This is a genomic window from Dongshaea marina (genome assembly GCF_003072645.1).
GTDB classification, from domain to species: Bacteria; Pseudomonadota; Gammaproteobacteria; order Enterobacterales; family Aeromonadaceae; genus Dongshaea; species Dongshaea marina.
In genome coordinates this window covers 4,356,930-4,376,475 of record NZ_CP028897.1, presented here as the reverse complement: position 1 = coordinate 4,376,475, position 19,546 = coordinate 4,356,930, and the positions used below count along the sequence as shown (strand labels likewise).

The 19,546-nt window shown below is 53.4% G+C and carries 19 protein-coding genes and 6 tRNA genes; 18 read left to right on the top strand and 7 right to left on the bottom strand.

Annotated elements, in window-relative coordinates; translation table 11 throughout:
* From DB847_RS20440 to DB847_RS20390, 11 genes are all read left to right on the top strand, one after another.
* Window positions 1-1,254 carry an aspartate kinase gene (locus DB847_RS20440; RefSeq protein WP_108652330.1) on the top strand — a complete coding sequence of 418 codons (1,254 nt, stop codon included), beginning with the start codon at window positions 1-3 and terminating at the stop codon, window positions 1,252-1,254.
* A 212-nt stretch (window positions 1,255-1,466) separates the two neighbouring features.
* Entirely contained in the window at window positions 1,467-1,664 is a 198-nt protein-coding gene (gene csrA / locus DB847_RS20435) for a carbon storage regulator CsrA (RefSeq protein ID WP_108652329.1), read from the top strand.
* 468 nt (window positions 1,665-2,132) lie between these two features.
* Window positions 2,133-2,224, top strand: a tRNA-Ser gene (locus tag DB847_RS20430).
* 4 nt (window positions 2,225-2,228) lie between these two features.
* Window positions 2,229-2,305, top strand: a tRNA-Arg gene (locus DB847_RS20425).
* Between the two features lie 22 nt (window positions 2,306-2,327).
* Window positions 2,328-2,404: transfer RNA gene (locus tag DB847_RS20420), tRNA-Arg, on the top strand.
* 22 nt (window positions 2,405-2,426) lie between these two features.
* Window positions 2,427-2,503 (top strand) — tRNA-Arg (locus tag DB847_RS20415).
* 22 nt (window positions 2,504-2,525) lie between these two features.
* Window positions 2,526-2,602: transfer RNA gene (locus DB847_RS20410), tRNA-Arg, on the top strand.
* 22 nt (window positions 2,603-2,624) lie between these two features.
* Window positions 2,625-2,701: transfer RNA gene (locus DB847_RS20405), tRNA-Arg, on the top strand.
* 114 nt (window positions 2,702-2,815) lie between these two features.
* Window positions 2,816-3,070: an OadG family protein gene (locus tag DB847_RS26755; RefSeq protein ID WP_108652328.1), complete on the top strand. Its 255-nt coding sequence runs from the start codon at window positions 2,816-2,818 to the stop codon at window positions 3,068-3,070.
* A gap of 52 nt (window positions 3,071-3,122) precedes the next feature.
* Entirely contained in the window at window positions 3,123-4,922 is a 1,800-nt protein-coding gene (gene oadA, locus DB847_RS20395) for a sodium-extruding oxaloacetate decarboxylase subunit alpha (RefSeq protein WP_108652327.1), read from the top strand.
* 10 nt (window positions 4,923-4,932) lie between these two features.
* Window positions 4,933-6,063 (top strand): sodium ion-translocating decarboxylase subunit beta, encoded by a 1,131-nt coding sequence (locus DB847_RS20390; protein ID WP_108652326.1) that lies wholly within the window; start codon window positions 4,933-4,935, stop codon window positions 6,061-6,063.
* A 233-nt stretch (window positions 6,064-6,296) separates the two neighbouring features.
* On the opposite strand, the gene DB847_RS20385 is transcribed toward DB847_RS20390, so the two are convergent.
* From DB847_RS20385 to DB847_RS20370, 4 genes are all read right to left on the bottom strand, one after another.
* Window positions 6,297-6,533, bottom strand: coding sequence for a YdcH family protein (locus DB847_RS20385; RefSeq protein WP_108652325.1), 237 nt, complete (start codon window positions 6,531-6,533; stop codon window positions 6,297-6,299).
* A gap of 97 nt (window positions 6,534-6,630) precedes the next feature.
* A complete protein-coding gene (gene dusA, locus DB847_RS20380) occupies window positions 6,631-7,623 on the bottom strand; it encodes a tRNA dihydrouridine(20/20a) synthase DusA (RefSeq protein ID WP_234418450.1) in 993 nt (330 codons plus the stop codon).
* 37 nt (window positions 7,624-7,660) lie between these two features.
* A complete protein-coding gene (locus DB847_RS20375; RefSeq protein ID WP_108652324.1) occupies window positions 7,661-7,873 on the bottom strand; it encodes a hypothetical protein in 213 nt (70 codons plus the stop codon).
* An 86-nt stretch (window positions 7,874-7,959) separates the two neighbouring features.
* Window positions 7,960-8,571, bottom strand: a complete 612-nt coding sequence (locus tag DB847_RS20370; RefSeq protein WP_108652323.1) for a MarC family protein — start codon at window positions 8,569-8,571, stop codon at window positions 7,960-7,962.
* Window positions 8,572-8,935: 364 nt separating this feature from the next.
* On the opposite strand from DB847_RS20370, the gene DB847_RS20365 reads away from it, so the two are divergent.
* The 3 genes from DB847_RS20365 to DB847_RS20355 are packed head-to-tail and all read left to right on the top strand — an operon-like array spanning window position 8,936 to window position 10,139.
* Window positions 8,936-9,397 carry a chemotaxis protein CheX gene (locus DB847_RS20365; protein WP_108652322.1) on the top strand — a complete coding sequence of 154 codons (462 nt, stop codon included), beginning with the start codon at window positions 8,936-8,938 and terminating at the stop codon, window positions 9,395-9,397.
* Between the two features lie 59 nt (window positions 9,398-9,456).
* Entirely contained in the window at window positions 9,457-9,705 is a 249-nt protein-coding gene (locus DB847_RS20360) for a hypothetical protein (RefSeq protein ID WP_108652321.1), read from the top strand.
* An 8-nt stretch (window positions 9,706-9,713) separates the two neighbouring features.
* The gene (locus DB847_RS20355) at window positions 9,714-10,139 is read left to right on the top strand and encodes a secondary thiamine-phosphate synthase enzyme YjbQ (protein WP_108652320.1); all 426 of its coding nucleotides are present in this window, start codon (window positions 9,714-9,716) and stop codon (window positions 10,137-10,139) included.
* 1,307 nt (window positions 10,140-11,446) lie between these two features.
* Here DB847_RS20355 and alr read toward each other — a convergent pair.
* From alr to DB847_RS20340, 3 genes are all read right to left on the bottom strand, one after another.
* Window positions 11,447-12,523 carry an alanine racemase gene (gene alr, locus DB847_RS20350; RefSeq protein WP_108653047.1) on the bottom strand — a complete coding sequence of 359 codons (1,077 nt, stop codon included), beginning with the start codon at window positions 12,521-12,523 and terminating at the stop codon, window positions 11,447-11,449.
* Between the two features lie 7 nt (window positions 12,524-12,530).
* Entirely contained in the window at window positions 12,531-13,928 is a 1,398-nt protein-coding gene (gene dnaB, locus DB847_RS20345; protein WP_108652319.1) for a replicative DNA helicase, read from the bottom strand.
* A 133-nt stretch (window positions 13,929-14,061) separates the two neighbouring features.
* The gene (locus DB847_RS20340) at window positions 14,062-16,617 is read right to left on the bottom strand and encodes a penicillin-binding protein 1A (RefSeq protein ID WP_108652318.1); all 2,556 of its coding nucleotides are present in this window, start codon (window positions 16,615-16,617) and stop codon (window positions 14,062-14,064) included.
* 193 nt (window positions 16,618-16,810) lie between these two features.
* On the opposite strand from DB847_RS20340, the gene pilM reads away from it, so the two are divergent.
* The 4 genes from pilM to DB847_RS20320 are packed head-to-tail and all read left to right on the top strand — an operon-like array spanning window position 16,811 to window position 19,545.
* Window positions 16,811-17,884, top strand: a complete 1,074-nt coding sequence (pilM, locus tag DB847_RS20335; RefSeq protein WP_199911649.1) for a type IV pilus assembly protein PilM — start codon at window positions 16,811-16,813, stop codon at window positions 17,882-17,884.
* Window positions 17,872-18,459, top strand: coding sequence for a PilN domain-containing protein (locus tag DB847_RS20330; RefSeq protein ID WP_108652317.1), 588 nt, complete (start codon window positions 17,872-17,874; stop codon window positions 18,457-18,459). Before pilM ends, DB847_RS20330 begins: the two co-directional genes overlap by 13 nt.
* Window positions 18,437-19,027: a type IV pilus inner membrane component PilO gene (locus DB847_RS20325; RefSeq protein WP_108652316.1), complete on the top strand. Its 591-nt coding sequence runs from the start codon at window positions 18,437-18,439 to the stop codon at window positions 19,025-19,027. The genes DB847_RS20330 and DB847_RS20325 overlap by 23 nt, the downstream gene beginning before the upstream one ends.
* Entirely contained in the window at window positions 19,024-19,545 is a 522-nt protein-coding gene (locus DB847_RS20320) for a pilus assembly protein PilP (RefSeq protein ID WP_108652315.1), read from the top strand. The genes DB847_RS20325 and DB847_RS20320 overlap by 4 nt, the downstream gene beginning before the upstream one ends.
* The last annotated feature ends 1 nt before the right edge of the window (window position 19,546 follow it).

The following is a 19,546-nucleotide window of genomic DNA, read 5'->3' as shown; positions in this document are numbered from 1 at the left end:
GTGGCCCTGTATGTTCAAAAATTTGGTGGAACCTCGGTAGGCTCTTTGCAGCGAATCGAGGCCGTGGCTGACAGGATCTGTCAGTATCGCCAGCAGGGCCATGACATAGTGGTCGTGGTTTCTGCGATGGCGGGTGAAACCAATCGTCTGCTGGGAATGGCTCTAGAGTTAGATCCCCAGGCATCGCGCCGTGAACAGGACGTTCTGCTATCAACCGGAGAGCAGGTCTCTATCGCTCTGCTCTCCATCGCCCTGATTAAGCGCGGCTGTGCCGCCGTCTCCATGACAGGGGATCAGGTGGGGGTGCGTACCGATCATCAGTTCGGTAAGGCCCGGATCCTGGAGTGCCAGACCGAGTCGGTGCAAAAACAGCTTGCTGAGGGCAAGGTTGTGGTGGTTGCCGGTTTTCAGGGGCGGGATGATGAAAATAATATCACCACCCTGGGGCGGGGCGGTTCAGATACCACTGCCGTTGCCCTGGCGGCGGCCCTTAAGGCGGATGAGTGCCAGATCTTTACCGATGTGGATGGTGTTTACACCACAGACCCCAGAGTCGAGCCCAAGGCCAGGAGACTGGAGCAGATCACCTTCGAAGAGATGCTGGAGATGTCAGCCCTTGGCGCTAAGGTTTTGCAGGTCCGCTCGGTTGAGCTGGCAGGCCAGTACCGGGTTCCACTGCGGGTACTATCGAGCTTTGAACAGGGGCAGGGGACCCTCATCTCCTATGGCTGTGAACAGGATGAGCGCCCGCTGATCGCCGGCATTGCCTTTGATAGTTCGGTGGCAAGTATCGGGATCCAGGGGTTGCCCGAAGGTTCGCAGATCGCGGCTAAACTGCTGGAGCCGGTGGCGGATGATGGTATCGATATCGATATGATTGTTCAAAGCACCGGCAGCTGTGGATCCACTGAGCTCACCTTTACGGTTCAGCGCAGTGATTATGCCAGAGCCGTCATGCTGACTCAGGCTCGGGCTGAGTCTCTCGAGGCGCAAAGTTTCATGAGTAACGATAGCATCGCCTGTGTCTCATTGGTGGGGCTTGGAATGAAACATCATCCCGGAGTTGCCAAAAGCATGTTTGAGCTATTGGGAGATGCCGGGATCAATATGCAGCTCATCTCAACTTCGGAGATCAAGATCTCTGTGGTGGTAGATGAGTCCGAGCTCCAGGATGCGGTCAGGGTGCTTCACTCAGGATTTTGTCTTGATCAAAAGGATATGGACGATCCAGAGCAGCTACTAAATAGCGCCTAGCTAGCATTTTTCATGGTGTGTATGCGAAGCGAATAGGATTAAATTCGGAAGAATTGTCAAATTTATCCTCCCTAACTGGTGATATATACTATAAATTGAGTAAATAAAGGGACTTTACGTTTTTCTTGATTGGCCCATTTACTCTTGGCCATCAGTTAGTGGATAATAGCCGACTTTCTGGCTGAAAAACGGAATGAACAAGGAGTGAGCACATGTTAATTCTGACTCGTCGCGTTGGGGAAACCCTGATGATCGGTGATGAAGTGACTGTAACTGTATTGGGTGTCAAAGGCAACCAGGTTCGCCTGGGTGTTAATGCTCCAAAAGAGGTATCGGTCCACCGTGAAGAGATCTATATGCGGATCCAAGCGGAAAAAAATGTACAGCAGGGTGAACCAGGCAACTTCTGAGTCCCTGATGATATCAAGGCGACAAGCTTAGCTTAGTCGCCTTTTTTGTGCTCACCGGATGGCCAGCTGGCGCAATGCAGCTGGCCATCTTTTTATCTGCCGCCGATTGAACTGGCAGATTAATACCAATCATGGAAGAAAGGTGATCAGCTTATCCAAATAAGAATTAGTTGCATCCTGATCCCTTAACTACTGAGATTGGCTTCAGATCGTTTCGTAGTCCAAGTCAGATTTTTTGCGCTGTTTTGTCTGATATAGTCCGCGTGAGCCATGAAAGGCCTCTCTCAACCCTATTTTTCGCTCTTTTCTTCCTGGAGAGTCTCCCTTGCAAACTGCCCAATCGCCTTTGTTTAAAGGGGAATCAGCTGTTTGTGTGAGCGAAATGGCGATTTGATAATCAAACAGTTATTTTGCCTGAAAAAAGGTTTGACATATTTTTCGCTGAGGGTAATATGGCCCCCGCAACACGGTGAGGTGGCCGAGAGGCTGAAGGCGCTCCCCTGCTAAGGGAGTATGCGGTTTGTCCCGCATCGAGGGTTCGAATCCCTCCCTCACCGCCAGTGTGCATCCGTAGCTCAATTGGATAGAGTACTCGGCTACGAACCGAGCGGTTGGAGGTTCGAGTCCTCCCGGATGCGCCATTTAACTCGTTGTGTTTTCAGTGCATCCGTAGCTCAATTGGATAGAGTACTCGGCTACGAACCGAGCGGTTGGAGGTTCGAGTCCTCCCGGATGCGCCATAACTTGTTGTGATTTCCCAGTGCATCCGTAGCTCAATTGGATAGAGTACTCGGCTACGAACCGAGCGGTTGGAGGTTCGAGTCCTCCCGGATGCGCCATATCTTGTTGCGATTTCCCAGTGCATCCGTAGCTCAATTGGATAGAGTACTCGGCTACGAACCGAGCGGTTGGAGGTTCGAGTCCTCCCGGATGCGCCATATTTTGTTGTGATTTCCCAGTGCATCCGTAGCTCAATTGGATAGAGTACTCGGCTACGAACCGAGCGGTTGGAGGTTCGAGTCCTCCCGGATGCGCCATATCCCTACTTTTCCTGTAAGCTCTATCACAACTTCCTCCTCGCTAAATTGATTTATCTCTCCGGTTCTGGTTATCCTAGCTCCTTGATGGAAAAGAAAAAAAGGGGATGACGGATGGATCTATCTTCTCTGTTGGCCGAAGCGTTCGGCCTGCTCGTGATAGGGATTGTTTTTGTCTTTCTGTTTCTCGGGGTACTGGTTGTGGTTATCAACTGTATCGCACGATGGGCAGGGGATGCCTCAGACTTACCAATTCAAGACACTTCTCCCACAGCTCCACAGCTTGATCCCACAAGACTTAACCCTGCAGTTGTTGCCGCGATAAGCTCGGCTGTGCACCGCTATCGCCAACAGCACAGGAACAACTGATCTGTTTTCAGGATGATGCAATTGCAAATTTGATTTCAAGGAGTTAATCAGTATGTCTAAGCCGTTAGCGATCACTGAACTGGTTTTACGTGATGCCCATCAATCTCTACTGGCGACACGGATGCGAGTCGAGGATATGTTGCCGATCGCGGCCAAGCTCGATGAGATTGGTTATTGGTCCGTTGAGTCATGGGGAGGGGCGACCTTTGATGCCTGTATCCGGTTTTTGGGAGAGGACCCCTGGGAGCGTCTGAGATTACTCAAAGAGGCGATGCCTAAGACTCGCCATCAGATGCTGCTTCGCGCCCAGAATCTGCTGGGCTACCGCCATTATGCTGATGATGTGGTCTCCAAGTTTGTGGAGCGGGCGCACGCCAACGGCATGGATGTATTCCGGATCTTCGATGCGATGAATGATGTGCGCAATCTGCAGATGGCGGTCAAGGCGGCCAGGGATGTGGGAGCCCATGCCCAGGGAACCATCTGCTATACCACCAGCCCGGTACACACCCTTCAGACCTGGACCGATATGGCGAAGCGTCTTGAGGAGATGGGGTGTCACTCATTGTGCCTTAAAGATATGTCGGGCTTGCTCAAACCCTATGAAGCCGAAGAGGTGATCAAAGCAATTAAGAGCAGTGTGGATCTGCCACTGGCTCTGCACTGTCACTCCACCACAGGCCTTAGTCTGCCAACCCATATGAAGGCGATTGATGCCGGGGTGGATATGCTGGATACCGCCATCTCCTCCATGAGTATGACCTATGGACACTCGCCCACCGAGACCATAGTTGCCTCGGTCGAAGGAACCGCTCGTGATACCGGGCTGGATATGACCAAGCTTGAAGAGATCGCAGCTTATTTCCGCGAGGTCCGTAAGAAGTACGCCAAATTTGAAGGCAGCCTCAAAGGGGTGGATGCCAGGATCCTGCTCGCCCAGGTACCAGGCGGCATGCTGACCAACATGGAGAGCCAGCTCAAGGAGCAGGGGGCTGCCGATCGCATCGATGAGGTGCTTGAGGAGATCCCTAAGGTTCGTAAGGATCTGGGCTATATCCCGTTGGTGACCCCAACCTCGCAAATCGTTGGCACCCAGGCGGTGATCAATGTGTTGATGGGAGAGCGCTACAAGAACATCACCAAAGAGACGGCTGGGGTGCTCAAGGGAGAGTACGGTGCGGCGCCAGCTCCGGTGGATAAAGCTCTGCAGGCAAAGGTGCTGGATGGGGCTGAGCCAATCACTTGCCGCCCGGCGGATCTGCTGGAATCTGAGCTGCATATTCTGGAGGAGGATCTGCAGGGGATCGCCAAAGAGAAGGGACTGAAGCTGGCAAAAGAGCCTATTGATGATGTCCTGACCTATGCCCTTTTCCCTCAGGTGGGGCTCAAGTTTATTCAAAATCGCGGTAATCCGGATGCCTTTGAGCCGGCGCCGGGCACCGAGAAGCCTGAAGCTGCCCCTGCGCCAGTCGCCGCTCCTGCTGCAGCTCCTGCAGCCGCCACCGGTCCTGAACTCTATGATGTGGTGGTTGATGGCCAGAACTTTAAGGTCGAGGTCAGTCCATCTGGTGACGTGGCGCAGATTGCTGCAGCCCCTCAGGCTCAGGCCGCTCAGCCGGCCGCTGCCAGCGCAGCTCCCGGAGAGTCTGTTGGAGCACCTCTGGCCGGAAACATCTTCAAAATAGTCGTCAAACCGAATCAGCAGGTGGATCAGGGTGAGTTATTGGTGGTGATGGAGGCGATGAAGATGGAAACCGAGGTTCGGGCCAGTCGCTCGGGTCTGGTGCAGGCGATTGAAGTCAAAGAGGGGGATGCGGTCGCCTTGGGTGAGCCATTGTTAACACTGGCATAAGGATGATGTGATGAATGGATTTATGAGCCTATGGCATCAGACTGGGATCGCCAGCTTCCAGGCAGGGCAGCTGGTGATGATTTTGGTGGGCTGTATCTTAATGGCCCTTGCCATCATCAAGAAGTTTGAGCCTTTGCTGTTGTTGCCAATCGGATTTGGCGCCATTTTAACCAATATCCCCAATGCCGGGTTTAGCGATCCGGGTGGCATTCTCTACTACTTCTACAATGTAGGGATCGCCAGTGGCGTCTTTCCCCTGCTGATCTTTATGGGGGTGGGGGCCCTCACCGATTTCGGGGCCCTGATTGCGAACCCTAAAACGCTGTTTTTGGGGGCCGCGGCTCAGTTTGGGATCTTTATTACCCTGTTTGGTGCTTTGCTGCTGAACCTGGTGCCCGGTATCCACTTTACCCTGCAGGATGCTTCGGCGATCGCCATCATCGGGGGGGCGGATGGGCCAACCTCAATCTTCCTGGCTTCTAAGTTGGCGCCGGAGCTTTTGGGGGCCATTGCGGTGGCGGCATACTCCTATATGGCGCTGGTTCCTATCATCCAGCCACCGATCATGCGGCTTTTGACCACCAAGCAGGAGCGGCAGGTGAAGATGGAACAGCTACGTCCGGTGGGGCGCAAGGAGCGGATCCTGTTTCCGCTGGCTGTGCTGCTGCTGACGATCCTGTTTTTGCCCACAGCAACCCCTCTTATCGGGATGTTTACCCTGGGGAACCTGATGCGCGAGTGTGGGGTGGTTGAGCGTCTGAGCAAGTCGGCACAAAATGAGATCATCAATGTGGTGACCATCTTCCTTGGGCTGGCGGTCGGATCCAAGCTATCTGCAGATCGCTTCCTACACCTGGAAACGATCGGGATTTTGGTGCTGGGCGCGGTGGCCTTCGCCATCGGCACAGCTGCCGGGGTACTGATGGGTAAGCTGATGTATAAGCTTAGCGGGGGTAAGGTCAATCCACTGATTGGTGCTGCCGGGGTTTCGGCGGTGCCTATGGCGGCCCGGGTGGTGAACAAGGTGGGCCTTGAGGATAATGATCAGAACCATCTGTTGATGCATGCGATGGGGCCGAATGTGGCCGGGGTGCTGGGTTCGGCGGTGGCCGCGGGGATCCTACTGGCCCTGGTGGGCTAGGGATGTGTTAGATATCTCAAGGCAACTCATGAGCTTTGTACGCCGACACACAAGTAACATCCATGTGGCTCTGCTACGGCATCCATGCCGCGGAAGGTCGGCTTAACAAAGCTCAGAATTGCCAATAGGGCTACAATATACGCGCCCATTTTTGCGGAAGATATTCTACTGGCTTTTAAAGCACACATAAAAAGAAACCGCCCATTGGGCGGTTTCTTTTTGACTAATCCTGATTAAGCATGGGTTAGTTTAAAATAGAGAGTGTCTTTTAGGAGGAGGCGTTGTTTCTTTAGGTCTTCAAAGTGGGTATCACTGGTTGGTACGTCGCGTGTTTCAAGTCCTTTGATCTGGCGGTCTAGTGAGTAATACTCCTGCATGATTTGTGAAAATTCCTGATCGTTTACCCTAAGCTGCTCGACTTTATCTTGCAGCTCAGGGAACTCCTGGCCAAGGCTGAGACTATCGTCCATATCTCTCACTCCTGTGTGGTTGGTGTTCTCTTAACCAACTATAGTGGAGCTTTTCCGGGGAAACTGAGACTTGGATCTAAAAGCGGCCAGTCTATTTTTAGACCGGTTGCGGGACCTTGGCCAGGGCATCCTCAACCACCCGGAGATCGGCTCCAGCTTTATGGGCATTTTCACTGATATGCCGGCGCCAGGCTCGTGCTCCGGGGACCCCCTGGAACAGTCCCAGCATCGGCTTGGTCATTCCACCGAGATAGACTCCCTGAGCCAGTTGCTCCTCGATGTAGGGGTACATGAGCTCAACGATCTGATGGCGGGAGAGCTGTGGACGGGTGTCACCAAAGACGGCCCGATCCAGCTCAGCCATCATCCAGGGATTTTGGTAAGCCGCCCGGCCAACCATGACACCATCGAGATGCTGTAGCTGCTCCTGGCACTGCTCTAGAGTTTCCAGGCCACCATTGACCATGATATTTAGCTGTGAGTAATCCTGCTTGAGCTGCCATACTCGGGGATAATCCAGTGGAGGGATTTCGCGGTTCTCTTTTGGGCTAAGTCCCTGCAGCCATGCCTTGCGGGCATGCACAATGAAGGTATCGCAACCTGTGCGATTGACCGTTTCGATAAAGTCACACAAAAAAGCGTAGCTGTCCTGTTCATCGATCCCGATACGGGTCTTGACCGTGACAGGAATCGAGACCGCATCCTGCATGGCCGCAACACAGTCGGCCACCAGCTGTGGGCTGGCCATCAGGCAGGCGCCGAAACGACCATTTTGCACCCGGTCGGAAGGACAACCCACATTGAGGTTTATCTCGTCATAGCCTCGCTGCTCGGCAAGTTTTGCACACTGCGCCAGATCTTTGGGATTACTGCCTCCGAGCTGCAGAGCGAGTGGGTGCTCTGCCTCGTTATACCTGAGGTAGTCTCCCTTGCCATGGGTAATTGCCCCCGTGGTGACCATCTCTGTATAGAGCAGACTATGCTCAGTCAAAAGCCGGTGAAAGTAACGGCAGTGGCGGGTTGTCCAGTCCAGCATGGGGGCAACGCTGAATTTATGGTAGCTGGGCATGGGCTGTGTAGTCTGGGTCATAGTTATTAATCGTATCCAAAGTAAATCTAAGTAAGTCTTAATAGAGTTGGCGTTTACGCCGTAATCCCATGGAGAGCAGGAGTTGATAAAGGCTCCATAGCAATAACAGCCCGAGACTCAGGCTGCTTAGCGCAAAGTAGCAATCGATATCGACCTGCCAGAGGTTAATTCTGTGTTGTGCGGTAAAGATAGCAACAGCAAACCACAGAAGCGACCAGCAGCTCGCAATACTGATGAAAAAAGATTTCATGACCCTGTATACCGCTCAAAATACGAGCTGATTTTATACCCTTTGTTGTGAAAGGCCAACTCTTGGTTGTGCGCAAATAGAAGGGCCTACAAAAGCATACTTTGTTTGAGTCCGGTCATGATGATCTTGGCTGCCATCGAGATCAGGATAAGTGCAGTGATCTGGGTCACTATGGTCAGGATCCTGGCTCCGAGCCAGCGGGCAAGGTATTCACTGTAGTAGAAGAACAACCACAGGACCAGGCTGAACAGGATGCAGGCGAGGGCTACCCAGCTCTTGTTGATCAAAAGAGCTCCATGGTGCTCAACCGAAAGGATCACCGAAGCGATCACCGCCGGGCCTGCAATGATTGGCATCGCCAGCGGAACCACGGCGAGTTGGTCACTACGCTGGTCGTGATTTTCCTGATCGGTTGCGCTGTGCTTCATCAGGCTGAGGCTACTTAACAGCAGGCAGATGCCGCCTCCGATCTCCAGTGATGGGAGATCGATACCAAACAGTGTCATGATGGTACTGCCAAAGTAGGAGGTGACCACCAGAATGATCGCAACGATCAAACAGGTTTTACTGGCACAGCGCTTTTGAGTCGGTTTTGGCCATGCAGAGGCAAAGCTGATGAAGATGGCCATCATGGAGATGGGGTTGGCTATGGTTGCGACCTTTGAAAAGGCGTCAAGCATGACGGCGATGCCACTCATGGCTTATTACTCCTAATGACTGAGCGACAGTTGGGCCCGTATTTTCGATTTAAAGGGGGTCTGTCTGGATAAGAACCTTGAAGCCCCGAAAGAGCCTCGGGTGCGTTCGGGCGCGATCATACTCCGATTGAGATCTTGATGCACCTTGGTTGCGCCCATTGATCGACGGGATCACAACAAAGGAGCTGTGAGGAGCGATATCGACTCATTCGACTCGGATATTTCGGGGGAATGGACGGCGGATTTTTGTGATTGTGTTAAGATTTGTCAGTAGAGGCTCTTGATTTGAAAGAGAGTGAGTTGCTTTTAAACTGGCGTTGCGTTCGTTGGGTTATAACGCAGCTTCTGCAAAGGATGGTGTGCGATGCGAGTGGAGTTTATAAACCCTTTTATCACATCACTTATCAATGTGATGAAGACAATGGCACAGCTTGACCTTCAGCCTGGTAAGCCCAAGAAGAAGCTGGACTCCCTGGCCCGGGGAGATGTATCCGGACTCATAGGTATGGTTGGCCCGCAAACCAAGGGCTCGATGTCGATTACCTTTGATCAGGGGCTGGCCCTGGAGGTGATGCGACGGATGCTGGGAGAGGCTCCCGATGAGCTCAATGAAGAGGTCACGGATATGGTGGGTGAGATCACCAACATGGTGACGGGGGGAGCGAAACGGATCCTGGGGGAAGAGGGGTATGAATTTGATATGGCTACCCCGATTGTGGTTTCGGGCCCCAACCACTCCATCAGCCATAAAACCGAAGGGATGAAACTGATGATGCCCTTTACCTGCGATCAGGGAAGGGCGGTGATTGAGATCTGTTTTGAATAGACTGGGCAGCTGATAGCAGGGACCGATAGAAGAGCAGTTTTCAAGAGGAGTGATCAGGGATGATCAGAAAGTGGCTTCGTTGGGTATTGCTTTTAATCCTGGTTGGCTTGATCTTCAGTCAGGTGAAACTGGATACCTCCATCTACAAGACAGATGAGAATCAGCTTGAGATCTCATTTCCTCGCTGGCAAAAGCAGTATCCCTGGATCTATCTCAAATGGTCTCCCGATGAGAAGCAAAAAACCAAGTTCTGGATCCGTCTGCCGTTTCAAGCACCACGTAAAGTGGAGTCACTTAAAAAATATTAGAGCGAGCTATGTGGCAACAAAAAAAGCTTCAACTTAAACCCCGTGCGCGGGGTTTTCATTTGATTACCCAAGAGATCCTGTCACAGCTTCCCGAGTTGGGGGGCTATAAGCTTGGCCTGTGTCAGCTGTTTCTGCAGCACACCAGTGCCAGCTTGACCATTAATGAGAATGCGGACCCGACCGTGCGCAGTGATATGGAATCTTATTTCAATCGGTCGGTCCCCCAGTGTGAGCCCTATTATCAGCATACCTATGAGGGGGATGATGATATGCCGGCTCATATTAAGGCAACCCAGATCGGTTGCTCCTTGCTGATCCCCGTGAGCTCAGGGGAGCTCGTGTTAGGCCGCTGGCAGGGGATCTACCTTGGAGAGCATCGCGATCATGGGGGCGCGCGCCAGCTGATTGCGACCCTGCAAGGGGAATATTTTTAGTTCAGGCCAGGCTTTGCCTGACTTGTCTTCGCTAGAGGGGGGCTTGTCCAACCCCCTCCTGATTCAAGAACATCTCGATACTCTTACAATTAGCCCTGCGGGCCGCAAGTTTATGCCTTCGGCATAATTGCCGCTGCCGAGCGGCGACGGGTCAGGGGGACTGCTCACCCAGTCCCCCTAACAACCCCGAGGGTGCCCCTCGATTCGCATCTCTCCTCAAAACCATTTGCTCCCCGAAGCTCAGCATAGACACGCCATCCCTGGCGTGGCTATGCACTCATGGCGTCCTGCCATTCGGCTTCAATCGCGGCATGATTTTTTCGGGGCAAATCAAAGGGGAGAACTAAAAACCCCGTGAGCGAGCGCAGAGGCGAGCCGTTGAGAGTTTTTATTCTTTTCGAGGCAGGATGCCGAGCCGCGAAGCTCTACGGAGGGACTCGTAGCGCGCAGCGAGGTTTTGATTACTTTTGACGATACAAAAGTAATGTGCCGTCGGGCACCCCCGACACCTGTGGCGTAGCCACAAATAAGGATGCTATCCGCAGGTTAAAAAAGATCGCAGTTTGACCTGCGGTCATCTGATTTGTGCCTGGGGCACAATTGTTCGGCCGCGGAATACGGGAAGAGGCCGTTCCCAGGCATCCTGCCTTCCACGGCATTAATACATCCTGTATGTCAGGATATGCTTGTCCAATACCCTCTTCATTTCCAAGGACACTCCGGTATTTGCTTCATCCTCAAGTTTCAAGTTCGCAGAGGTACAGGCAAACATTACATCCTTGTACTGGTTGCCTTTTCATCGCATCCCTGCGATTCACCCTCTGCTCCTATTTGAAACTTTCGGCGCAAATAGACGGGGCCAAAAACCCCTGTCAGCTCTGAAAACATAAAGCCTCAGATATGAAGGCAACTCTGTAACTACATCGAAGAGAGGAAGTTAACTCCCCCATGAGCGAGCGCTGAGGTGAGCCGTAGAGGATTGAAGTTGAGCAACAGGACGTTGCGAAAGCGTAGCCTGGCCATGGAAGGCCTGTCTACGTGGTACTTCAAGCTTCAGGTGAGCCGAGGATAAAGCGAGGTTCGGGGCGCCCCGGGAGATGCACGCCGCTAGCGCCATCCTTGGTTAACGCGGCATTCACACTTCCCTGTGTATCAGAGGTGTGGGGCACCTTTGCCATATAGGGATATATCAATGCCGTGAAAGGCAAGACGCCTGAGAACGGCCTTGCCTGCCGCCGGTCAGCACCGGCATCTGCAGCGCAGCTGCAAATAGATAGCATTCGGCTAAGCGCTATAGTCAGTAGCGCTTAGTAGATATAGCGCATCTGTACCCTGGAGGTGAGCTTGGTCACCAGCTCATAGGGAATGGTGCCTATGTGTAGGGCGATCTCTTCCACCGGTAACCCTTCCCCCCACAGGGTCGCGATATCACCCACCGAGACATCATGCTCGGCCCCCAGGTCGACGGTGAGCATATCCATGGAGGGGCGTCCGGCCAGGCTATAGCGCTGGTTGCCTATGATGACAGGGGTACCATTAGGTGCCATTCTCGGATAGCCGTCCCCATAGCCTACCGCCAGCACAGCGATATAGCCATCACGGGAAGCGGTCCAGGTCGCGCCATAACCCACACTCTCGCCCTTCTTGATCGCCCGGATCGCGATGACCCGGGTCTTAAGAGACATCACGGGGCGCAGCCCATGGGTTTGCGCCGTATGCTCAGGAAAAGGGGAGACCCCATAGAGCATGATGCCAGGACGGACATAGTCCTGGTGGGAAGCTGGCCAGGCTAGGATCCCGGCAGAGTTTGCCAGGCTCTGTTTGCCTTTTAATTGAGAAGTGAGCTCTTTAAACAGGGAAAGCTGGCGCTCGGTCATCTGGTTTTCACACTCATCGGCGCAGCCAAAGTGAGTCATCAGATTAAAGGGCTGGGCGATATTGGGGCAGGCCTGCATTCGATGGCAAAAGGATGCAAAATCGTCAGGGGTGACCCCGAGACGGTGCATGCCGCTATCGAGCTTGAGCCAGGCGACGATCGGCTGGGGCAGGGTGGCCTGCTCCAGCGCCTCAAGTTGCTCCGGCGAGTGCACCACGGTTTGCAGGTTGTTGGTGGCAAGAATCGGCAGATCACTGGCATGGAAGAATCCCTCCAGCAGGATGATCGGTTTGACAATGCCGCCACAGCGCAGGGTGAGGGCTTCCTCAATCCGGGCCACCGCATAGGCATCTGCCTGAGGAAGTGCCTTGGCCACTTCAAGCAGGCCGTGGCCATAGGCATTGGCCTTGACGACCGCAATAATCTTGCTGTGAGGAGCATGGTCGCGTACCACGCTAAAATTGTGGCGCAGGGCTGCCAGGTTGATTTCGGCGGTTGCGGTTTGCATCATGGGATCAATAGTCATCATCCAGGCTCGGGCCTGCGTAGTTATCAAAACGGGAGTATTGCCCCTGAAAGGTCAGGCGCACCTTACCGATCGGGCCATTACGCTGCTTACCGATAATGATCTCAGCGGTGCCCTTTTCCGGGGTATCGTCGTTATAAACCTCATCTCGGTAGATAAACATGATGAGGTCAGCATCCTGCTCGATAGACCCAGATTCACGCAGATCCGAGTTCACCGGGCGCTTATCGGCACGCTGCTCCAGGCTACGGTTGAGCTGCGACAGGGCGATAACCGGCACCTGCAGTTCTTTGGCCAGAGCTTTGAGTGAGCGGGAGATCTCGGCGATCTCCAGGGTTCGGTTATCTTTGAACGCGGGCACCTGCATCAGCTGCAGGTAGTCGATCATGATCATGCTCAGGCCCCCCGTTTCCCGGGCGATTCGCCGGGCTCGGGAGCGTACTTCGGTCGGCGTCAGTCCCGAGGAGTCATCTATGTATAGCTGGCCCTTATCCAGCATCATCCCCATGGTGGTCGAGAGCCGTCCCCAATCTTCATCATCCAGCTGGCCGGTACGGATCCGGGTCTGGTCGATGCGTCCTAAAGAGGCCAGCATACGCATCATGATCTGCTCAGAGGGCATCTCTAAAGAGAAGATCAGCACCGGTTTATCCTCGGTCATCGCCGCATGTTCACACAGGTTCATCGCGAAGGTGGTCTTTCCCATCGAGGGACGGGCGGCCACTATGATGAGATCCGAGGGCTGCATACCGGCGGTCATCTTGTCGAGATCCATATAACCACTGGAGACACCCGTGATCCCCTGGTGTGGATTTTGGAATAGCTCTTCAATGCGATCGACAGTCTTCTCCAGCACAGATCGCAGGGCGATCGGACCTTCATCACTGCTGGCTCGCTGCTCCGCGATACCAAACACCCGGCTCTCAGCAAAATCCAGCAGCTCGTGACTGCTACGCCCCTGGGGGTCATAGCCAGCTTCGACGATCTCATTGGCAACTGAGATCATCTCTCGCTTGACCGCATGTTCCCGGACGATGTCAGCATAATGGTTGATGTTTGCGGCACTTGGAGTCTTGGCGGTGATCTCAACCAGGTAGGCGAATCCGCCAACCAGCTCCAGCTCCTCACCATTACTCAGAAATTCCTGGAGGGTGATGAGATCGATGGGGCGACCCGACTCAGCCAGCTGTGCCATCGCCTGAAAGATCAAACGGTGGGGCTTGCTGTAAAAATCCTGAGACGTTATGAGCTCGGCGACACGATCCCAGGCCTGGTTATCGAGCATCAGGCCACCCAGCACAGACTGCTCCGCCTCAAAAGAGTGGGGAGGCAGCTTGAGATCATCTGCGGAGATGACGGGTTTTTTGGCTACGGATTGCTCGCTCATGGATAACACCTGGAATACTGGGAGGTCGCTATTATGGGGAATTTTAGTCAACCCGGAAAGGGTTAGATGCTATTTGTCGGTGATTTATCAGAAAAACCGCGAGGGAGCGTCAGCTCCGCTCGCGAATTTGTGGTTAAAACAGCGGGGCAGGGGCCTCATCGACACCCTTCTCACTCTCCTGTCCCTGTTGTTGATAGACAGTCGTAGACTGGGTCTCGGCAAAACGGGTCGGAGCCGTGCCCTTTTTGAAATACTCAAACATTGAGGTGTAGTCGCTCTTGCGGCTCAGCTGCCCGGTGGCGCGGTCAATCCTCACCGACACCACATCCTGAGGGACTCGTGGTGCTTGCTCTGGCACCCCCTTGAGGGCTTCTTTCATATAGTCGATCCAGATGGGCTGGGCGGCGTTGGCGCCATACTCCCCTCCGACTATCTGCCCTTGTCCCATGTTTGGATTCCAGCGGGTCTTTCCAAGCTTGCGGTCGTGATTATCAAAACCGATCCACACTGTGGTCACCAGGTCCGGATTAAAGCCGGAGAACCAGGCATCCCGGGATTCATTGGTGGTCCCGGTCTTCCCGGAAATGTCATGACGCTTGAGGGCGCGGGCGGTACGCCAGCCGGTGCCGGTCCAGGCGGTATGGTGTTTCCAGCTGCCTCCACCCCAGATGGCACTGCGCATCGCATCTGAGATCAAAAAGGCAGTCTGAGGAGAGAGGATCCGCCGTGCCTTGTTGAAGGGGGTCACCGGGGTGATGGCACAGGTCTTGAGCCAGTCACCATCCTGGTTGAGTGCATGCTCGGGACTCAGCTGCTGCTGGGAGATCTCAGAGCAGCGGCTACAGGCCGCCTTGGGATTAGCCTCATAGACAACCTGGCCATAGCCATTATTGATCTGGCGGATAAAATAGGGGTTCACCTTAAAGCCGCCGTTGGCAAAGGCCGAGAAACCAGCCACAACCTGCAGGGGGGTCAAAGAGGCACTGCCCAGGGCGATCGAGCTGGCGTGAGGAAGCTGATCGGCCGGGAAGCCAAAGGCCTCCAGCCGCTGCAGTACCCTGTCCAGTCCGACACTCTGCAGCAGGCGCACCGAGACCACATTGAGGGATTTACCCAAGGCGACCCTCAACCGGGTCAGGCCACTATATTTGGAGTTGTCATTTTTCGGCCGCCAGGCAACACCCAGGCTGGGATCCCAGTAGCTCAGAGGGGCATCATTAACCATAGAGGCCAGGGTGAAACCCGAATCGAGAGCCGCTGAGTAGATAAATGGCTTGATGTTTGAGCCTATCTGGCGAAGTGCCTGCTCGGCACGGTTAAACTTGCTCAGGTAGAAATTAAAGCCACCCACCAGGGCCTGGATCGCCCCATCGGTTGGGTTGACAGAAACGATGGCGGCATTGACCTGGGGGATCTCCGAGAGCTGCCAGGAGCCATCTTTGAGGGGGCGAACCCAGATAAGCTCACCGGCTTGCAAAACATCTGAGGCCTGCTTGGGGGCATTGCCCTGGTGTTCATCGTCTATATAGGCCCGGGCCCACTTCAGTGCATTCCAGCCCAGGGTTACCTGCTTTGCCCCTTTGACGATGACCTGGGCTGACTTCTCATCAACCTGGGTCACGATGGCGGGCTCAAGTGGCTTGTAGTGCGGGTAGCGCTTCAGGTAATCATTGATCTTCTGTTCAGGCCAGGCGCTCTCTCCCAAGCTTGGATCCCAGAGCTTTTTGACTGCTCCCCGGTAACCGTGACGCATGTCATAGGCAAACAGACCGTCGTGCAGAGCGTCCTGAGCGGCCCGCTGCCGATTGGCATAGACTGTGGTATAGACATTAAAGCCCTCGGTATAGGCTTTTTCTCCATAGCGATCCACCATCCACTGCCGCACCATCTCAGCGAGATAGGGAGCGTGCAGGGTGATCTCCGCGCCATGATAGCGGGCGGTGAGCGGGGTGTGGATTGCGGTCCTATACTGCTGCTCACTGATTTTCCCCGTCTCCAGCATCCGCTCCAGCACGGTATCCCGGCGCTCCTTGGCACGGATCGGGTGACTCAGTGGGTTGAGGGCGCTGGGGGCTTTCGGCAATCCCGCGATCATCGCTATCTGTGGCAGCGTCAGCTCTTTGACAGTCTTGCCATAGTAGACCTGAGCCGCGGCACCTACCCCAAAGGCCCGATAGCCTAATGGGATCTTGTTCAGATAGAGCTCGAGGATCTCATTTTTGGTGAGAAGCTGCTCGATATGCCAGGCCAGGAAGATCTCTTTCACCTTGCGTGTGATGGTCTTGTCACGGGTCAAAAAGAAGTTACGCGCCACCTGCTGGGTAATGGTACTGGCACCCTGGCGCTTTTGCCCGGTCACCATCCAGATCCAGGCGGCACGGATGATACCGATCGGATCTATGCCCGGATGCTCATAGAAGCGGTTATCTTCGGTTGCGAGAAAGGCATCAATCATCGGCTGAGGGATCTGTTCGATATGCAACGGGATGCGTCGCTTCTCACCGAACTGGGAGATCAACTGGCCATCGGCACTGTAGACCTTCATCGGGGTTTCAAGATGAACATCCTTGAGGGTGCTGACATCCGGCAGGGTCGGTTTGAGGTAAAAATAGATCCCGACGACTGCGATAACCCCAATGATAAAGAGGGTCAGACAGAAAATTATCAACCGTTTGCAGAACTTTAGCATGCGTTCACTTATTCGCTTCTGAGCCTTGTTTCAGGGGCATCAGTATATCGTGGCACATAACCGAAGTCTGGCTAAATTTTTGCTACTTCCAATAGAAAGCCAATAGAAAGCCAATAGAAAATGGATTTTTGGCGATTGTTGATATTTGCTTATAGATACGAGGAATGTGTTTTCGCATAACCATGGAAGGATTATGGCTTCACTATTTCAAAGCTCCAGACTGATTCCTATGGTGGGTGTTGACTTCGGCTCACAGTCGATTAAAGCACTTGTGGTAGCGGGGCGATCTGGGCAACTTACCATCGAGTCTTGCGTCGAATTGCCAACACCAAAAGGCAGTATGGTGGAGCAGCAGCTGCAGGATATCGAGAAGATGGCGACGGTACTGCGCCAGCTCAAGAAGAATCTTCCTGCACATTATCACGTGGCAGCAACAGCGGTTTCCGGGACCGGTGTGATATCCAAGATTATCCAGATGGATGGTTCCCTGAGCGATCTTGAGCTGGAGACTCAGCTCGAAGTTGAAGCTGAGCAGATCATCCCCTTCCCACGCGACGAGATCAGTCTCGACTTTGAGGTGATCGGAGCGAATGAGGTCGACCCCACTAAAAATGATTTGCTGCTCAGTGCTGCGCGTACCGAAAGCATCACGGCTCAGGTCTCGGCCCTATCGGAGATCGGTCTGGATACCAAGGTGGTGGATGTCAGCACTCACGCACTGGGCAGAGCGGTTCTTGAGACTGTGCCTGAGTTGGCTTCCTCTCAGGAGGTGATCGGTATCATTGATCTGGGCTTAAACACCATGGGGTTTAGTGTGATGGTCAAGGGCCAGGTGATCTATACCCGACTGCAAAACTTTGGGGGAGAGGCCTATACCCAGGGAATCGCGAATTTCTATAACTTCACCCCGGAAGAGGCTGAACAGGCCAAGCTGAATAACAATCTGCCAGCCAATTTTGATGTTGATGTATTTGCCCCCTACATGACTAACCTCATTCAGCAGGTGCGACGCAATATTCAGCTTTTCTGTAGCTCGGGAAGCTACCGTGAGGTGAACCAGCTGGTGCTGACCGGTGGTGGAAGTCTGGTACCTTCATTGCCGAGCCAGCTAGCTACTGAGCTGGAGCTTGAGGTGTTACACCCGGACCCCTTTGCCCACTGCTCCTGGGGGCGCAAGGTAAATAAAGATCCATTCAAGGCGATGGGGCCTAAGTTTATGACGGCGCTGGGTCTGGCGTTAAGGAGTTTTGTGCCATGTCAGCTATAAACCTATTGCCCTGGCGAGAGGCGGTTAAGCAACGCCAAAAGACACAATTTTTTACCCTGCTGGGGTGTTTTGCAGTCCTGACCCTGCTGCTGGTCTTCGCGGTGAACTGGTTTATCGGCAAAGCCGTTGATAATCAAAATAGCCGCAATCAATACCTGCAACGAGAGATGGTGGTTCTTGACAGCAAGATTGGCGAGATCCAGCGACTTAAAAAGCGTAGGGCGCAACTGATTGAGCGGATGGATCTGATTAATCAGCTGCAACTGAGTCGTAACCTGTCGGTTCATCTGTTTAACCAGCTACCCAAGGTGGTACCTCCCGGGGTCTATCTTGGCTCTTTGAAGCTCAATAACAAGCGGATCGATGTGGTTGGTGATACCGAAGCATACAGCAGGGTTGCCAACATGATGCGGCGTATCGAGTCGAGTGGCTGGCTGGGGAACACCAAGATCCTCTCCATCTTTGAGACCCAGAAGGAGCCAATCATTCTGAGTCAGTTCTCACTCTACTTTGATGTGCTGAATCAGAACAGGAAGAGCAAGGAGGCCAGCAATGGATCTGCAGCAGCTCAATGAACTGGACTTTGAAAATATCGGTAGCTGGCCTGCACCGATAAAAGCAATTGCGATCCTGATTCTGTGTGCCCTGATTGCCGGAGGCAGCTATTACTACTGGATTGATGACTCGATCGCCAAGCTCAAGGTCGTTCAGAAAAAAGAGGTACAGCTTAAACAGCAGTATAAAACCAAGGCTCAGATGGCTGCGAATCTCAAAGCTTATCAGGATCAGATGGTTGAGCTGGAAAAACTGCTGGAGTCTCAGTTAAAGCAGCTTCCCAATAAACACGAGGTTCCCGGGTTAATTGACGATATCAGCTTCATCGGAACCAACAATGGATTGAAACTGCTGCGGATCAATTGGGAGGCTGAGAAGAAGATGGAGTTTTCAACCGAGCTGCCGATGCGAATCGATGTTCAGGGGAGTTATCACCAGCTCGGAGAGTTTGCGGCTGACATAGCGGCCTTGCCGCGGATAGTGATCCTGGACAGCTTCTCAATTGGCCGGGCCGAAGGGGATCTCCTGACCCTCAATGTGCTGGCTAAAACCTATAAATATGATGAGAAGCAGGAGGTAGCGAAATGAGATTTTTGCTAATCGTCTTATGTGCTCTGCTTCTTAGCGCCTGTGATGGCACCAGTGATCTCAAGCAGTTTGTGGCCAGAATGAAGGCTCTCAAGCCGACGCCGATTGAGCCGCTACCGGAAGTTCCCGATTTTAAACCGATGAAATATGAGCCGGATAATGAGCGCAGCCCGTTTGCTGAGCCTAAGCCTGAGATCATTATGCCAGCGACTAAGATCAAAGATGAGTGCGTTCGACCAAAAGTTGATCGGGCTCGCGAGCCATTAGAAAAATACTCTCTCAACAACCTTACGATGAGTGGCTCCTTGGGGAAGGATGGCGCTTTATGGGCTTTAATTAAGACCAATGATGGGACTACCTATCGAGTGGGTCTTAAACAGAGAATGGGGCTTAACCATGGTCAAGTCATCAAGATCACCCATGACTGGGTTGAGCTTGAAGAGTTTATTCCTGATGGAAAAGGGTGTTGGGCTCCGAGAATAACCAAACTCACCATGGTTGGAAGCGAAAGCAACTGAA

Coding starts and splice junctions, on each gene's coding strand:
- csrA (WP_108652329.1), top strand. CDS start 1,467: ATGTTAATTCTGACTCGTCGCGTTGGGGAAACCCTGATGATCGGTGAT.
- DB847_RS26755 (WP_108652328.1), top strand. CDS start 2,816: ATGGATCTATCTTCTCTGTTGGCCGAAGCGTTCGGCCTGCTCGTGATA.
- oadA (WP_108652327.1), top strand. CDS start 3,123: ATGTCTAAGCCGTTAGCGATCACTGAACTGGTTTTACGTGATGCCCAT.
- DB847_RS20390 (WP_108652326.1), top strand. CDS start 4,933: ATGAATGGATTTATGAGCCTATGGCATCAGACTGGGATCGCCAGCTTC.
- DB847_RS20385 (WP_108652325.1), bottom strand. CDS start 6,533: ATGGACGATAGTCTCAGCCTTGGCCAGGAGTTCCCTGAGCTGCAAGAT.
- dusA (WP_234418450.1), bottom strand. CDS start 7,623: ATGACCCAGACTACACAGCCCATGCCCAGCTACCATAAATTCAGCGTT.
- DB847_RS20375 (WP_108652324.1), bottom strand. CDS start 7,873: ATGAAATCTTTTTTCATCAGTATTGCGAGCTGCTGGTCGCTTCTGTGG.
- DB847_RS20370 (WP_108652323.1), bottom strand. CDS start 8,571: ATGAGTGGCATCGCCGTCATGCTTGACGCCTTTTCAAAGGTCGCAACC.
- DB847_RS20365 (WP_108652322.1), top strand. CDS start 8,936: ATGCGAGTGGAGTTTATAAACCCTTTTATCACATCACTTATCAATGTG.
- DB847_RS20360 (WP_108652321.1), top strand. CDS start 9,457: ATGATCAGAAAGTGGCTTCGTTGGGTATTGCTTTTAATCCTGGTTGGC.
- DB847_RS20355 (WP_108652320.1), top strand. CDS start 9,714: ATGTGGCAACAAAAAAAGCTTCAACTTAAACCCCGTGCGCGGGGTTTT.
- alr (WP_108653047.1), bottom strand. CDS start 12,523: ATGCAAACCGCAACCGCCGAAATCAACCTGGCAGCCCTGCGCCACAAT.
- dnaB (WP_108652319.1), bottom strand. CDS start 13,928: ATGAGCGAGCAATCCGTAGCCAAAAAACCCGTCATCTCCGCAGATGAT.
- DB847_RS20340 (WP_108652318.1), bottom strand. CDS start 16,617: ATGCTAAAGTTCTGCAAACGGTTGATAATTTTCTGTCTGACCCTCTTT.
- pilM (WP_199911649.1), top strand. CDS start 16,811: ATGGCTTCACTATTTCAAAGCTCCAGACTGATTCCTATGGTGGGTGTT.
- DB847_RS20330 (WP_108652317.1), top strand. CDS start 17,872: ATGTCAGCTATAAACCTATTGCCCTGGCGAGAGGCGGTTAAGCAACGC.
- DB847_RS20325 (WP_108652316.1), top strand. CDS start 18,437: ATGGATCTGCAGCAGCTCAATGAACTGGACTTTGAAAATATCGGTAGC.
- DB847_RS20320 (WP_108652315.1), top strand. CDS start 19,024: ATGAGATTTTTGCTAATCGTCTTATGTGCTCTGCTTCTTAGCGCCTGT.